The following is a 14,813-nucleotide window of genomic DNA, read 5'->3' as shown; positions in this document are numbered from 1 at the left end:
CCTGGCCGTCAGCGATTCAAGCGGTTGAGCAGATAGGCCCGCAGCCGCCGGGCCTTGCGTTCGTCCAGGGGCGCGAGGTCGCCGCGCGCCGCCTCGGGCAGGTGCGCGCCCGCCCGATCGGCCGGGCCGAAGACGTAGTAGTCGAACAGGCGCTTCCAGGCCTGCTTCTCGAAATCGGGCCGGTCGCGCAGGCTGAGCAGGCCGTGCAGCAGGGTGTTCATGGGGGTGTCCATGAAGGCCGGCACGGCGTTCCACCAATAGTTTATCAGCACGTTGAACGGGTCCAGCGCCTCGACCTGGTGCCACCACAGGGCCGGATAGACCAGCACGTCGCCGGGCTCCAGCTCGGCGACCTGGGCCGCCGCCAGGGCGTCCTTGAACCGCGGGAAACGGTCGAAGTCCGGCGCGGCGAAGTCCACCATGCTGACCGCCTGGCCGCCGGGCGTCAGGTCCAGCGGGCCAGGATAGAGGTTGTCCACCTGGTCGGGCGGAAACAGCGTGAACCGCCGCCGTCCGACCATGCAGCAGGCGATGTTGTTGGACATGTCGTAATGGGCGGCCGCCACCGTGCGGTTGCCGATCCAGATGCTGGCCAGGGGCGTCTCGTCGCCCAGGGCGGCCCAGTCCAGGCCCAGGTCGTTCTCGGCCCGCAGGCCCGGCAGATAGGCGTCCAGGTCGCTGGAGCCGATGTAGAACGACGGCCCGTCGGCGACGTCGAGATGCTGCTCGACCCGCTCGAGGAAGGCCGCCAGCGGCACGCGTTCGGTCTGGAAGTTCAGCCGCGCGACGTCTTCGTTGTAGCCGAAGCGGCCCCGGATCTCCGGCGGCCCCGCATAGCCGATGAAGCGCTCGCCACGATCGTGGGCCAGCAGGTAGTCCATGGCCGCGCGGGGCGAGGCCAGGCCCGCTCGCACCAGCGGCCAGTCGCGAGCCATGCCGCGGAAGATCGTCGGCCGCTGCTCGGTCAGGATCGCGTCGAACGGGATCTGGTTCGGCGCCAGCCCCTCGACCACCGGCGTCTTGCGAGCGATGTCGATCATCGGCCCCTCCCGCTCAAGCCGCGCGGGCCCGCTTGCGGTTCTTCAGCTCGACCAGCGTCCCGACATTGCCCAGGGACGACAGCGTCCACTGGGCGGCCGCCAGGAAGCCTGCCCGATGCAACGCCTCCAGCGCCGCGCCGTCCAGGCCGGCGAACCGTTCCTGGGAGATCGTGTAGAGGTCGGGCAGGTCGTACTGGACGTGCTCGTCCAGCTTGATCTCGACGTCGACCGGCTCGATCAGGTCGTGGGCCGCGAAGGCGTCGAACATCGCCTTGCCGATCTCCAGCCCGTCATAGATCACACCCAGCAGGCGGGCGACGTGCTGCAGATAGGGCGAGTTGCCGCCGGCCGGCAGGAACACCGGCTCGCCCTGGCCGCTCCGGATCCGTGGGTGGTCCAGGTCGACATGGATCATCGGCTCGCCGTCCCGCTCGCGCAGGGCGATCGAGAACGGCCCGCGCTGCTGGACGGCCGGCACGTAGCGGGCGTTCCAGCCGTGCCCGTCAAGGAACAGGTTCTCGTCGCGGTCCAGGCCCAGCAGGGCCACCGCCTGGAAGGCCCCGTCGGCGTCCTTGCGGAAGAAGATCGGATATTCGCGCTGAACCGCCTCGAACTCGGTGGAGAAGATCAGCACCTGGTTGATGTCGTCGCCGAACGCGGCGCCATGCCCCGTGACGACCCGCAGGTCGCCATGGTCGACATTGTTGAGCAGCACTCTGTTGGTCATGTCCGCCTTCCGCCCCATCGCGGTTCGATGCGCGGCTACTGTAGAGAAGAAAGGGCCGCTGCGAACAGCGACCCTTTCCAAATCCGGGCCGGGTCCGAGGATCCGGCCATCACCCGCCCCTAGAAGCGGTAGCGCGCGCCGAGCAGGAAGCGGCGGTCCAGCTCCTGGGCGTACCACAGCTCGTTTTCGTCGCGAGCATAGGTGCGCAGGTGCTCCTTGGTCAGGTTGATGCCTTCCAGCGAGATCGCCAATTTGGGCGTCACGTCGTAGCTGATGTTGAAGTCCAGCTGGGCGAACGGCGCGACGAACACCGGGTTGCGCGAGCCGCCGCGATTGGTGGCCTGCAGGAACTTGTCGCGCCAGTTGTAGGCCAGCCGCGCCGAGATCCCGTTCTTGTCGTAGATCAGGGTGGCGTTGGCCGTGTCGCTCAGGCCCAGCAGAGCGAACTGGTCCTCGGCCGGATTGGCGCCGTTGTTGAACCCGACATCGCCGCTGACCAGCGTATAGGCCCCCGAGACGCCGAAGCCGGTGTCGCCGAAGAAGTGCTGGGCCGCGACTTCGAAGCCGTGGATCTTGCCGGTCCGGTTGTTGATCGGCTGCGAGATCTGGAAGTTGAACAGCGGATCGCTGCTGTTGGCCGTGATGTCGTACGCCGCCAGGATCTGGTCGACGAAGGCTTGGTTCAGGTCGCCGCCGGCGATGCGGTTGGCCTGGAACTGGGCCGTCGCCGCCGCCACCGAGCCGGTCTGCTGGATCAGGGCGGTCATCGTGAACAGGTTCACGTCGGTCTGGTTGGCGCCGATGCCTGTGAGGGCCGTCTTCGCGTCGCCCGACCGGCTGCCCGCCGCCCCGGAGCTGGGGTCACGCAGGCCGAACAGGTTGCCCGTCTTGGTGCCGGTGCCGACGAAGTTGTTCACCCGCTTCTCGAAGAAGCCGACCGACACGTAGCTGCTGGGCTTGTAGTACCACTCGACCGACACGTCGAAGTTGTCGGAAATCAGCGGATCCAGGTCCGGGTTGCCGCTGGTGCCCAGCGGAATGGCCCCGTTGGCGATCGGACGGTTCGGCGCCCCGGCCGTCTGGGCGGCGAACAGGTTGCCGTACTCCGGCCGCGCGATGGTGCGGCTGAACGAGAAGCGGCCCGTCAAGTCGTCCCGCAGGTCGATGCGGAAATCCATCGACGGCAACAGGTTGTTGTACTTACCCTTGCCCGAGATCGGCTGATAGGTGCTCGACGTCTGGACCGTGAAGTCGTTGTCGGCCGTCCAGACGATGGCGCTGGGCGTGCGGACCAGCGACGTCGAGGCGACCTTGGTGGTCTCGTAGCGGATGCCGGTGACCAGTTCGGTCGGCCGGCCCGCCAGTTCCGACTTCCAGGTGATCTGGCCGTAGATGGCCGAGATGTCTTCCTTGACGCGGTTGTTGTCCTGGCCGGTCACGCCGATGGCGTTGCCCTTGGCCACGTATGGAGCCGACAACGCGTTGTAGAGGTCGATGGCGTTGGCGCGGAACGACACCAGGCCAGCGCCCGTCTGGTTCGGGTGGAACGAGTTGAACTGGCAGGCCAGGCAGAATTGCTTGACCAGGCTGCCGGCGTACTGCTGCACGTCACGCGGGTTCGAAATGCCCCAGCTGCCCAGGTCCTGCTGGGTGTTCAGGCTGGTCTGGATCATGGTCGACGTGCGGTAGTCGGCCCCGAAGTCGAAGCGGCTGCCGTTGTCGTCCAGGTCCCAGTGGCCGTCGAGGCGGACTTCCTTGACCTTCTGCTGCTGGCGCTGGGCCGAGGTGCGGGCCACCTGGCTGCCCAGGTCGCCGGCGTCCAGGACGCCGTTGCCGTTGCCGCGCGGGGCGGCGTCGTTGATGGTGATCGTCTGCACCGGCACGTCGCCGCGATAGTCCACGCTGTGGGCCGAGACGACCGGCGCGCCGATCGAGACCGAGGTCATGCTGGTGCCGTTCGGGGCGTCCGGACCGCTGTCGGCCTTCGAGACATGAGCGTCCAGGCTCAAGCCGAAGCGATCGGTGACCTTCCAGTCGCCGTTGAAGCCGACCGACTTCAGCGTGTCCTTGGTGGCGCGGTACTGCTGCTCGAAGCCCATGTCCTTGGTGCCGCTCAGGGCTTCGGACAGCAGGACGGCGGTGGCGACGACGGGATTGTTGTCGAACGTCACCTTGTCGAACGGACGGTTGAACCAGTTGGTGCTGTCGTTGCGGCGTTCGAACTGCTTGTTCTGGGCGTAGACGCCGTCAACCGTCAGCGTCAGGTTCTCGACAGGACGGTACTGGACCGACATCTGGCCGTTGATCCGCTCACGCTCGCCTTGCGAGAAGTGATAGCGGCTGTCGTTGGGGATCGCGACCAGGGTGTTCGGGTTCGACGGCGCATTGGTGATCTGCGTCGCGCCGCCATTGCGGACGAAGCCGTTGGCCGGATTGATGAAGTCCGCGTAGGTGCGGATGTTCCAGTCGTTCGACGTGGCCGCGCGGCTGGTGAAGTCGCGCTTCTGATAGCTGCCGAACAGCGAGACGCCGAACTTCTCGCTGTCGTCGGCCCAGTTCACCAGACCCGACACTTCCGGCGTGAACTTGTGGCCGAAGTCGTCGACCTTCTTGTCCATGCTGGTGTCGTAGACGCCCTTGGCGCCGATGCTGCCCGTCAGGCCCGGCTTGCCGTCCAGCGGGCGGCGGGTCTTGACGTTGATCGTGGCGCCGATGCCGCCCGACGGGATCGCCGCCCGGCCGGTCTTGTAGACCTCCAGGGTCGAGACGCCTTCCGAGGCCAGGTTGGAGAAGTCGAACGAGCGGCTGGTGCCGGACGCGAAGTCGGCCGACTGGTCGCCGCCGACCGTGGCGACCTTGGCGGTGGGCATCGAGCGACCGTTCAGGGTCACCAGGTTGAAGCTGGGACCAAAGCCGCGGACCGTGACCTGCGAGCCTTCGCCATTGGTGCGGTCGATCGACACGCCGGTGATGCGCTGCAGCGATTCCGCCAGGTTGGTGTCGGGGAACTTGCCCATGTCTTCGGCCGAGATGGCGTCGACCACACCGCTGTTGGTGCGCTTGATCTCGATCGATCGCTCCAGCGAGGCGCGGATGCCGGTGACGACGATCTCCTCGACCGTGCTGTTGTCGGCGCCGCTCTGAGCCTGGGCCTGCGCCTGGCCGGCGGCGAAGATCGCCGCGGACAGCGCCAACAAGGAGGCAGAAGTATTCAAACGACGGTGTCGTTTCATGGTCGTTTCCCCGCGCAACGCCCCGAGCTGAGGGGCTTGGTTCTTTTTTTTCGGCATCGACAAACTTCGCCCGGCCGTTTTTGCGATCTTCGCTAAAAACAACCAGGCGTCGACGACTGCGTTAGCGGTAACATCAGTATCGGAAACCGGTCAAGCGACCCGAAACCAATTTTGACAGCGCTGTTTTCGTCGATAATTCATACAAATGAGGGTAAATCCCGGCCCCACAAGCGAATTGCCGCCTTTTTGACGCAAACGCCTTTTTCACGAGATGCGCCGCATGTTGCAGAAGAGACACGGAATGGTTTCGCAACGCCTGGATCAGTAGGCCCGCAAGCTCCACCATCGACGCCCAGGCGCCGGCCTATCCCGAACCGCGTCGCGGCGGCGCGCGAGACAAAGCCGTTGACGCAACCGGGGAGGCTGTTACCGCTATCTTCGGCTTTGAGAGCCGGCGCTCTTGAATCGCCTGCTCGAGCCGCCCGTGGACCACTTCAGGGGCCGCCATCCCGGATGTCGGCCCCGTTTTTCGGGCGTCGCTCCGAGCTCGCCGCAGCGACGGCGCCCCTACCCCGCCGGGTCCGCCTTCGCCCAGGCCCGTCGCTCGCCCCCGAACCGGTCCGGAACCACCGTGCAGGCCACGTCCAGCACCATCGTCGACCGCGTCTTCAGGTCGTAGGCGGGCCAGGCCGGCTGGCCCGGCGCGCTGGGCCGTCCGGTCCGGGCGAAATTGGCCCACATGGCGCTGACATTGCGCGCCGCCGCGAAGCGGTCAGCCCGGCTGCCGGCCAGGGTGTCGGGCGAGGCGACGGTGTTGAACACCAGAGGGATGTCGCTGGCGTGCATGGCCCCCAGCTCGATGTCGGTCCCGTCCATCTTGCGGTTCGAGCGGTAGGCGATGTTGTAGACATAGGCTGGGGCCCGGCCCTGGGCGGCCTTGCGCTCGGCGGCCAGCACCGAGCCCGCGCCCATGGCGTAGTAGCTGGACCCCGCCAGGTAGATGTCGCTGGGCGTCGCGCCGGGGCGGTCGGCGCGATAGGCGTCGATCAGCGCCTGGGTCTGGTCGCCGAACCGCCCCCCCAGCCGCGCCTTCAGTCCCGCCTCGTCCAGCCGGAACGCCTCGACGTCCTTGCCCGTCCAGGCGAAGAACGCCGCCTCGTTGTCCAGCCAGCCGATCATCAGCGGCTTGTCGGCGGCGCTGGCCGGGGCGGCCGGATCAAACGGGTGATGCGGCAGCAGGCCGCCATCGACGATCGGCCCGTACGAGCCCGGATTGAGCGACTGGATGCCCCGCCAACCGCCGCTGTCGCCCCTGACCTTGGCGTTCAGCGCCTTCTGGGCGGCCAGGACCTGGGGGGCCGGAACGTCCAGCACCTTGCGCCAGTCGGCCGGAGCGATGCCCAGCTCGGCCAAGAACATTCGCGTCGTCTGGGCCGCCACGTCCGGGGTCGAGATCCGCACCACCGGCCCGCTCTGGATGATCGCCTTGGAAAACAGCGGCGCGACCGACGGCATGGCGTAGAGGCACGAGGTCTTGGCCCCGCCGCCGGACTCGCCGAAGATCGTCACGTTGGCCGGATCGCCGCCGAAGGCTTCGATGTTCCGCCGCACCCATTTCAGGGCCAGCACGATGTCGGACAGGCCCTGGTTGCCCGAGCCGGCGTAGTCGGCCCCGCCCAGCTCGCCCAGGTACAGATAGCCCAGCACGCCCAGCCGGTGGTTGGTGGCCACCACCACCACGTCGTGCTCGCGGGCCAGCATCGCGCCGTCCTGGGACGTGCTGCCGCCCGAGCCGGTCGTGTAGCCGCCGCCGTGGCTGTAAAACATCACCGGCCTGCCCTTTCCGCCGCCGGCCGGGGTCCAGACGTTCAGCACCAGGCAGTCCTCGCCGGGCGCGGGCTCGTTGAGGCCGTAGACGGTGGTCGGGTCCTGCAGCGATGGCGTCCCCAGGCGGCTGGCGTCCAGCACGCCGGTCCAGGGCGCGACCGGCCTGGCCGGCTTGAAGCGACCGGCGTCCGAGACGCTGGCCCCATAAGGCACGCCCTTGTAGGCGTCGACCCCGCCGGTCCGCACGCCGCGCAGCCGCCCCTCGGCGATCTGGATCTCCACCGCTTCGGACGGCGCCTCGGCGGCGCAGGCCGCTGTCGGAACGGCCAGCAGGCCGGCGACCGCCGCCCCTCCGACCAGCAGGCGGCGGCGATCGACGCCGGTTTCTCGAGCAAACGACGTCATGGGCGGCTCTCCTCGAAGGTTTATCGGCACATCTTGTCGAGATCGGCGAAAGGCAGGTCCAGCCTGGGGACCGGCAGCCCCTTGGCCTTCATGGCCTCCTCCAGGGAGGTCGGGACGCTGGTCGCCTCGGTCTTGAAATCGGCCGCGTAGAACTTGTCGCGCTCGGCCTCCTCCAGGCTGACGAAGCGGACGCCGTTGTCGCGGTACAGTTGCAGCAGGCGGGGCGCCATCCGGGCGTCGAAGGCCCCGGCGTGCATCAGCAGCACATAGGGGATGTCGCGGCCGTACAGCGTGGCCGACAGGCTTCGCGAATAGTCCAGGCTGTCCTTGGCGGCCTTCAGGTAGCTGACCTCCAGCGTCGCCACCGCCGCCGCGTCGCCCTTGGCCATGCAGCGGGCGTAGGGTTCGTTCCAGGCGTAGTCGCCAAAGCTCATGGTCACGCTGGCGATGCGGTAGCCGCGGGCCTTGAGCATCTTGCGGGCGGCGACGTGCTTCTCCGGGGTCCCGCCCTCGCTGAGAAACGGATAGCGCAGCCAGCGCCAGTCCTGGCCGGCCATGTGCCTTTGCAGCAGCGGCTCGTTGCGGACTAGGTCGGCCTCCCAGTCGGCCAGGCTGTGGGTATTGAGGTCCATGTGCGACCAGGCGTGGTTGGCCAGCGGATGGCCGGCGGCGCGCCACAGCGACAGCACGCCCACCGAATCCGGCTCGCGCTCCTCGCCCACGCCGTTGACGAAGCCGTAGACCGGCCCCGTCCCCGCGTCGTGGAAGGCGGCCAGCAGCCGGCCCGCCACGTCGATGCGGCTGACGCCGGGCGGCAGGGCGCTGTGGGTGGGCAGGTCGTCGAAGGTCAGGGCCATCTTCACCGACTTGGCGGCCTGGGCGGCCTGGGCGGCCTGGGCGGCGCCCGCCATCGTCGCGGCGACGGCCAGCGGCGCGATCCAGCGCGCCCGAAGCCTCGCCCGCGCGTTCCTGCGGCCCTCGATGCCCATGCGTCCTCCCGTTTCATTCCTTGGCGAATGATAACGGTACCATCTATGCCGTCCTTCGCCGTCGCCGCAAGGCCGATCGCACGCGTCCCGACGCCGCGCGAAAACTTCAAGCGCCGCGCTGCGGGTTTTTCCGCGACGCGCGTCATACATCCTGGGAAAATCGCCAGACCTTCTTGGACAGGCCAGACCCTCTTGGACAGGACCGTGCGGCCAGCGACCGAGCCAGACCTGAGCAGACTCGACCGGCGCTATCGGCCCGCGCTGATGGCGTTCTTCATGCGCCGCGCCGCCAGCCACGGCGACGCCGAGGACATGACCCAGGAGCTGTTCGCCAAGCTGGCCACGGCGGAAGCCAGCTCGATCGACAACGCCGACGCCTACATCTTCCAGATGGCCGCCAACCTGCTGCGCGACCGGGGTCGGCGCGAGAAGGTGCGGGCCAACTACCGCGCCAGCCTCGACACCGGCGCCCTGGACCTTGAGCCGCTGGACCCCGCCCGCGTGCTGCTGGGCCGCGAGAGCCTGGGCGAGGTGTCCGACGCCCTGCGCGAGCTGCCCGAGCGCACCCGGGCCATCTTTCTTCTGTTCCGTCTGGAAGGCATGAAGCAATCCGAACTCGCCGCCCTGTACGGCGTCTCCGTCAGCGCGGTGCAAAAGCACATCCTCAAGGCCATGACCCATCTGACCCGACGCGTGAGGGCCGGCGAATGACCGCGATCTCTCCCGACGATCGGCTGGAGGCCGCCCGCGAGCAGGCCGCCCTGTGGTGCGTGCGCCTGGCCGACGGCGCCCTGGACCCGGCGCAGCAAGCCGATCTCCAGGCCTGGTTCGAGGCCGACGCGGCCCATCGCGGCCTGCTGGACGACGCCGTCGCCGCCTGGCGCGCCGTCGAGGAACAGGCCGCCAGCCCCGGCCTGATCACGCTGCGCCGCGAGGCGCTCGAGGACCTGCGCCGCGCCCAGCACGGGCGCTGGGCCCGGCCCGGCCGTCGCCGGGCGCTGTGGGCCGGCCTGGCCGCGGGCCTGGTCGTGGCCGTCGGGGCCGGAGCCGCCTGGCGGGCCAGCCTGCCCAACGTCTACCGCACCACCGAGGGCGAGCGGCGGATCGTCGAGCTGGCCGACGGCTCGCGCGCCTCGCTCGACAGCGCCACGGTGCTAAAGGTGAAATATTCGGACGGCCGCCGCCGGCTGTGGCTGGACAGCGGCCGGGCCAAGTTCTCGGTCGCCAAGGATCCGCTGCGGCCGTTCTCGGTGGCGGCCGGCGACAAGCTGGTGGTGGCCACCGGCACGGTGTTCAGCGTCGAGCGCCTGACCGGCCAGATGCGCGTGGTGCTGTACGAGGGCCACGTGGCGGTGCTGGACGACAAGACCGGCCGCGCCGACAAGGCCGCGCCCGTCCAGATCGACGGCGCGCCCGCCGACCGCCTGCTGACCCCCGACCACGAACTGGTGACCTCGACCCGGACCAACGCCACGGTCGTCAGCCAACTGGACCCGGTCCGCGCCAAGGCCTGGGAGAACGGCCAGCTGGTGTTCCAGGACGAACCCATGGACCTGGCCGTCGAGCGGGTGAACCGCTACGCCCGCGACAAGCTGCGGATCGGCGACCCGGGCGTGGCCAAGCTGCGGATCAGCGGGGTGTTCACCTCGGGCGACACCGGCGCCTTCATCGACGGGGTGACGGCCGTCCTGCCGGTCCACGCGGTTGCGGCCAACGGCGTGACCGTGCTGAAAATCGACCACGGCCAAAAAAATTCCACGCCGGCCGGTGTGTCTTCGACGAGCTGAGGCGTCTCACCTTCCAAAGCGCCGCAATCAACGTCGGCGCATCAGGGAGGGAAGAAATATGCGCAGACCGTTCGACCGCCGCCTGGCCTGGAGCTCCACCGCCGCCGCGGCCCTGATGCTGCTGGCCGCTCCCGCGGCGGTCCAGGCCCAGCAGCTCTCCCAACAGACTCGGGGAGCCGCCTACAGCTTCGACATTCCCGCCCAGGACCTGAGCGGCGCCCTGCGCGCCTTCGGCCAGGCGTCCGGCCAGCAGGTGGCCTTCGACGAGGCCAGCGTGCGCGGCAAGCGCGCCCCGGCCCTGCAGGGCTCCTACACCGCCGAGGCCGCGCTCAAGCGCCTGCTCAGCGGCGCCGGCCTCAGCGCCCAGCCCACCGCCAGCGGCGTCTACGCCATCCGCGCCAAGACCCTGCTGGTGGCCACCAGCGCCCAGACCCAGGCCCAGCCCGCCACGGCGGTCGAGCCCGAACCCGAAACCCCCGCCCAGGTCGACGAGCTGATCGTGGTCGGCACCCCCGGCGGCAAGGGCATCGACAAGCTGGCCGCCAGCTTCGCGGTCACCACCGTCAACGCCGACGACATCACCAAGGCCTCGCCCAAGAGCACCGCCGAGCTGCTGACCCTGGTGCCCGGCGTCTGGGTCGAGACCTCGGGCGGGGTGGCCGGCGCCAACGTCTTCGTGCGCGGCTTCCCCGCCACCGGCGACGCCGAGTTCCTGACCATCCAGCTGCAGGGCTCGCCGATCTATCCGCCCTCGACGCTGTCGTTCCTCGAGAACAGCTCGATCTTCCGGGTCGACGAGACCATTTCGCGGATGGAGGCCCTGCGCGGCGGTCCCAACCCGATCTTCTCCAACGGCCAGCCGGGCCTGACCACCAACTTCCAGCTCAAGGAAGGCGGCGAGGAAACCCATGGCCTGGTCAAGCTGTCGACCTCCGACTACGACCTGCGCCGCGTCGACGGCCTGCTCAGCGGCAAGCTGGGCGACGACCTCTACTTCATGGTCGGCGGCTACGCGACGACCTCGCCGGGCGTGCGCGACACCCAGTTCGACAGCGAGGTCGGCCAGCAGTTCACGGTCAACATCACCAAGCGGATGGAGCGCGGCAAGATCAACCTCTACGCCCGCTACACCGACGACCACGGCGCCTGGTACCTGCCGTTCGCGATCAACGTGCCCGGCGTCGACAAGGGCGAGTACACCCAGCTGGGCAACGCCAGCCGCTTCCACACCCTGCAGGTCAACGGCGCCGGCGCGACCCGCAATTTCGATCTGGCCGACGGCCGGGGCTTCAAGGGCTATGTGGCCGGCGGCAGCTTCGACCACGAGTTCGGCGACGGCTGGACGGTGCGCGACCGCTTCAGCCTGACCGACGGCGACGCCGACACCTACGGCCTGGTGCCGGACGGGGCGGCGATCACGGTGGCCGCCCTGAACACCGTGGTCCCCGGCGCCATCAAGACGCGTGGCGGAACGACCCTGGGCGCCAACGACTACGTCCAGAACTGGGGCGCCTGGATCGTCGAGAAGAAGATCAAGGCCGTGACCAACGACCTGTCGATCGCCAAGACCCTCGGGACCCACCAGTTGTCGGCCGGCTACTACGCTTCCAGCTTCAAGTCCGACGACTTCTGGACGCTGGGCAATGTCGAGCCGATGCAGGTCAAGGCCAATGGCGACTACCTGGCCGCTCCGGTCACCTGCGCCAACCTGGCCGCGGCCGGCAGCACGTCCAGCTGCTTCAAGTTCGGCCTGACCTCGGCCGGCGACGGGCGGGTGGACGCCCTGTACCTGGCCGACTCCTGGCAGGTGATCGAGCCGCTGCGCATCGACCTGGGCGTGCGCCGCGAGCGGTTCCAGACCGACTACGTGGTCGACGACGGCCCCGGCTTCCCCGACGGCCTGGCCCTGCGCACCACCGACTACAGCAACAGCAAGACCAGCTACACGGTCGGGGTCAACTACGACCTCAACGCCGTTTCGGGCGTGTTCGGCCGCTATTCGCGCGGCTACAAGTTCCCCAGCTTCGACAACTTCCGCGAAGGCCTGACCGACACCCTGTCGGTCGACCAGTACGAACTGGGCTACAAGCTGCGCAGCGGACCGTTCGAGCTCTACGCCACCGGCTTCGCCAACAAGTTCGAGGGCGCCAAGTTCGCCGACGTCGGCGGGATCCAGGAAAGCAACAGCAACAAGGCCCACGGCGTCGAGCTGGACGGCCGCTGGCGCTCGGACTTCGGCCTGTCGCTGGCCCTGAACGGCACCTGGCAGAAGACCGAGATCGTCAAGTCGTCGATCCCGGGCAACAAGGGCAACAGCGCCCAGCGCCAGCCCGACTGGATGATCCGCTTCACCCCCAGCTACGACGTGACCCTGGGTTCTGTGGAGTCCACCTTCTACGGCACGGTCAGCGCGGTGGACGACCGCTTCGCCGACAACGCCAACACCCAGGTGCTGAAGGGCTACACCAAGGTCGACCTGGGCGCGATCTTCGACGTCAACGACTTCACGGTGCAGGTCTCGGCCGACAATCTCACCGACAGCCACGGCCTGACCGAGGGCGACCCGCGATCGACCAGCGGCGCCAACGCCCGCCCAATCCTGGGCCGGTCGTTCAAGGTCAGCGTCGGCTACAACTTCTGACCGGCCCCCAGTCCGGTCCGAATCCGCCGGGGCCGCTTCGGCCCGGCGGACGGGTTGTCCCCAGCAACCCTCCCTGCAAGCGGATCGGGTCCCCTACGGACCCGATCCGCGCTTTTGCCGTTTGAAACTCGGGTGATTTTAGAACCGCTCATCCCGGCGAACGCCGGGACCCAGATCCCAAAGCTGGGTAGCTGATTGGAAGAGCTCGGCGATCCTGGAAACAGCCTTTGAGCCATTCCATCTGGATCCCGGCTTTCGCCGGGATGAGCGGATATGTGGAGGAACCGTCGTGAAACGTCGCAACACCCTGCTCGCCTCCGCAATCTGGCTAGGCCTTGCCTCCCCGGCCCTGGCCCAGACGCCCCAGGCCAGCCAGGTCCCCTCCCCCGCCGACACCTATGGCGCGCTGTTCCACCAGGTGCAGATGCGCAGGCTGTTCCCGGACGGCAAGACCTTCGTCGACGCCACGCCCAAGCGTCCGCCGGCCCAAATCCTGGCCGCCTACCGCGCCCACGCCGCCTTCACCGACGCCGAGCTGAAGCGCTTCGTGCGCGCCAACTTCGTCGTGCCGGACAGCGCGCCCCCGCCCCCGCCGTCCCAAGACCGCACCACGCTGAAGGCCCACGTCGCCGCCCTGTGGCCGGTGCTCACCCGCCCGCCCGTCAAGGCCGTGGACGGCGACAGCGCCCTGCCGCTGGACAAGCCGTTCGTGGTGCCCGGCGGGCGTTTCCGCGAGATGTACTACTGGGACAGCTATTTCACGATGCTGGGCCTGGCCGCCGACGGCCGCCGGGACGCGGTCGAAAACATGGTCGACGACTTCGGCGGGCTGATCGACCGTTACGGCCACATCCCCAACGGCACGCGCACCTACTATCTCAGCCGCTCGCAGCCGCCGTTCTACTTCGCCATGGTCGGCCTCGCCCAGAAAGAGGGGGCCGACAAGACCGACAAGGCGCGGTTCAAGGCTCGGGTCGACCTGATGCGCCGCGAACACGCCTTCTGGATGGACGGCGAGAAGACCGTGGCGCCCGGCCAGGCGCACCGCCGCGTGGTCGCCCTGCCCGACGGCGCGATCCTCAACCGCTACGCCGACGACCGCGCCACCCCGCGCGACGAGTCCTACCGCGAAGACGTGCTGACCGCCCGCGAGGTCACTAACCGCCCTGCCGGCGAGGTCTTCCGCGACCTGCGCTCGGGCGCCGAAAGTGGTTGGGACTTCAGCTCGCGCTGGATGGCCGACGGCAAGAGCCTGAAGACCATCCAGACCACGTCGATCGTCCCGGTCGACCTGAACGCCCTGATGTACGGCCTGGAGACGGCGATCGCCCAGGGCTGCGCCGACCTGGCCGACGCCCCCTGCGTCGCCGAGTTCAGCGGCCGCGCCAAGGCCCGCCAGGCGGCGATGGACGCCTGGCTGTGGGACGCTCCGCGCGGCCTCTATCTGGACTACCAATGGCGTGCGCGGACGCGGCTGGACCATCCCAGCGCCGCGACCCTCTATCCGCTGTTCGTCGGGGCGGCGAGCCCGGACCAGGCCAAGGCCGTGGCGGCCAGCACCCGCGCCCTGCTTCTGGCGCCCGGCGGCCTGCGCACCACCACCGTCTCGACCGGCCAGCAGTGGGACACCCCCAACGGCTGGGCCCCGCTGCAATGGGTGGCGGTGTCGGGCCTGCGCCGCTATGGCGATGAAGCCCTGGCCCGGGACATCGGCCAGCGCTGGCTGGCCACCGTGGCCCGCGAATACCAGGCCAGCGGCAAGATGCTGGAGAAGTACGACGTCGAGGAGGCCAAAGCGGGCGGCGGCGGCGAGTATCCCCTGCAGGACGGCTTCGGCTGGACCAACGGCGTGACCCGCGCCCTGTTCGACCTCTATCCGGCGCCGCGCTGAACGTCCGGGCGATCTCGCCGCCGGCGCGAACCCGGACACATTTCTGGGTTGAATTTATACAAATAATCACTCAAAGGCAGTACCCTGTACTGTGAAGCTGCGAGCGCGACGAGCCTTGTCGCGTGACCCAGGCTGTCGCGGCGCGTCGGGAAAGCCGTCGCGACCAGGCCAGGTCCTGGGGTCCTCGCGAGACACGAAGTGACAGTCAGCGTCCGCGTCCACCCACCGCGAGCGGCCCCAGGCCCGGCCGCCGCCCCGCAACGGAGGCAAGAC

At 68.7% G+C, this 14,813-nt stretch carries 9 protein-coding genes; 4 read left to right on the top strand and 5 right to left on the bottom strand.

All coding sequences use genetic code 11. From position 1 onward, the window contains the following. Positions 1-8 precede the first annotated feature (8 nt). The 5 genes from BM066_RS15850 to BM066_RS15830 all read right to left on the bottom strand — a co-directional run bounded on the left by BM066_RS15850 (position 9) and on the right by BM066_RS15830 (position 8,221). Positions 9-1,040 carry a cupin-like domain-containing protein gene (locus BM066_RS15850; protein WP_018061932.1) on the bottom strand — a complete coding sequence of 344 codons (1,032 nt, stop codon included), beginning with the start codon at positions 1,038-1,040 and terminating at the stop codon, positions 9-11. Positions 1,041-1,053: 13 nt separating this feature from the next. Then, positions 1,054-1,767, bottom strand: coding sequence for a SapC family protein (locus tag BM066_RS15845; RefSeq protein ID WP_049801085.1), 714 nt, complete (start codon positions 1,765-1,767; stop codon positions 1,054-1,056). Between the two features lie 119 nt (positions 1,768-1,886). Beyond that, complete coding sequence (locus BM066_RS15840; protein WP_026176529.1) at positions 1,887-5,000, bottom strand: TonB-dependent receptor; 3,114 nt, start codon at positions 4,998-5,000, stop codon at positions 1,887-1,889. 567 nt (positions 5,001-5,567) lie between these two features. Continuing rightward, positions 5,568-7,232, bottom strand: coding sequence for a carboxylesterase/lipase family protein (locus BM066_RS15835; protein ID WP_018061929.1), 1,665 nt, complete (start codon positions 7,230-7,232; stop codon positions 5,568-5,570). A 20-nt stretch (positions 7,233-7,252) separates the two neighbouring features. After that, positions 7,253-8,221 (bottom strand): polysaccharide deacetylase family protein, encoded by a 969-nt coding sequence (locus BM066_RS15830; RefSeq protein WP_018061928.1) that lies wholly within the window; start codon positions 8,219-8,221, stop codon positions 7,253-7,255. Between the two features lie 204 nt (positions 8,222-8,425). Between BM066_RS15830 and BM066_RS15825 the strand changes: the two genes are divergently transcribed. From BM066_RS15825 to treF, 4 genes are all read left to right on the top strand, one after another. Continuing rightward, positions 8,426-8,932, top strand: a complete 507-nt coding sequence (locus tag BM066_RS15825; RefSeq protein WP_255367617.1) for an RNA polymerase sigma factor — start codon at positions 8,426-8,428, stop codon at positions 8,930-8,932. Next, complete coding sequence (locus BM066_RS15820; protein WP_018061926.1) at positions 8,929-10,008, top strand: FecR family protein; 1,080 nt, start codon at positions 8,929-8,931, stop codon at positions 10,006-10,008. The genes BM066_RS15825 and BM066_RS15820 overlap by 4 nt, the downstream gene beginning before the upstream one ends. Before the next feature lie 58 nt (positions 10,009-10,066). After that, positions 10,067-12,649 (top strand): TonB-dependent receptor, encoded by a 2,583-nt coding sequence (locus BM066_RS15815; RefSeq protein ID WP_018061925.1) that lies wholly within the window; start codon positions 10,067-10,069, stop codon positions 12,647-12,649. 289 nt (positions 12,650-12,938) lie between these two features. Beyond that, positions 12,939-14,540 (top strand): alpha,alpha-trehalase TreF, encoded by a 1,602-nt coding sequence (treF, locus tag BM066_RS15810; protein WP_018061924.1) that lies wholly within the window; start codon positions 12,939-12,941, stop codon positions 14,538-14,540. Positions 14,541-14,813 lie beyond the last annotated feature (273 nt).

The sequence above is a fragment of the Caulobacter sp. UNC279MFTsu5.1 genome (assembly GCF_900114015.1).
Classification (GTDB): Bacteria; Pseudomonadota; Alphaproteobacteria; order Caulobacterales; family Caulobacteraceae; genus Caulobacter.
This window is presented reverse-complemented; position numbering and strand designations above follow the sequence as displayed.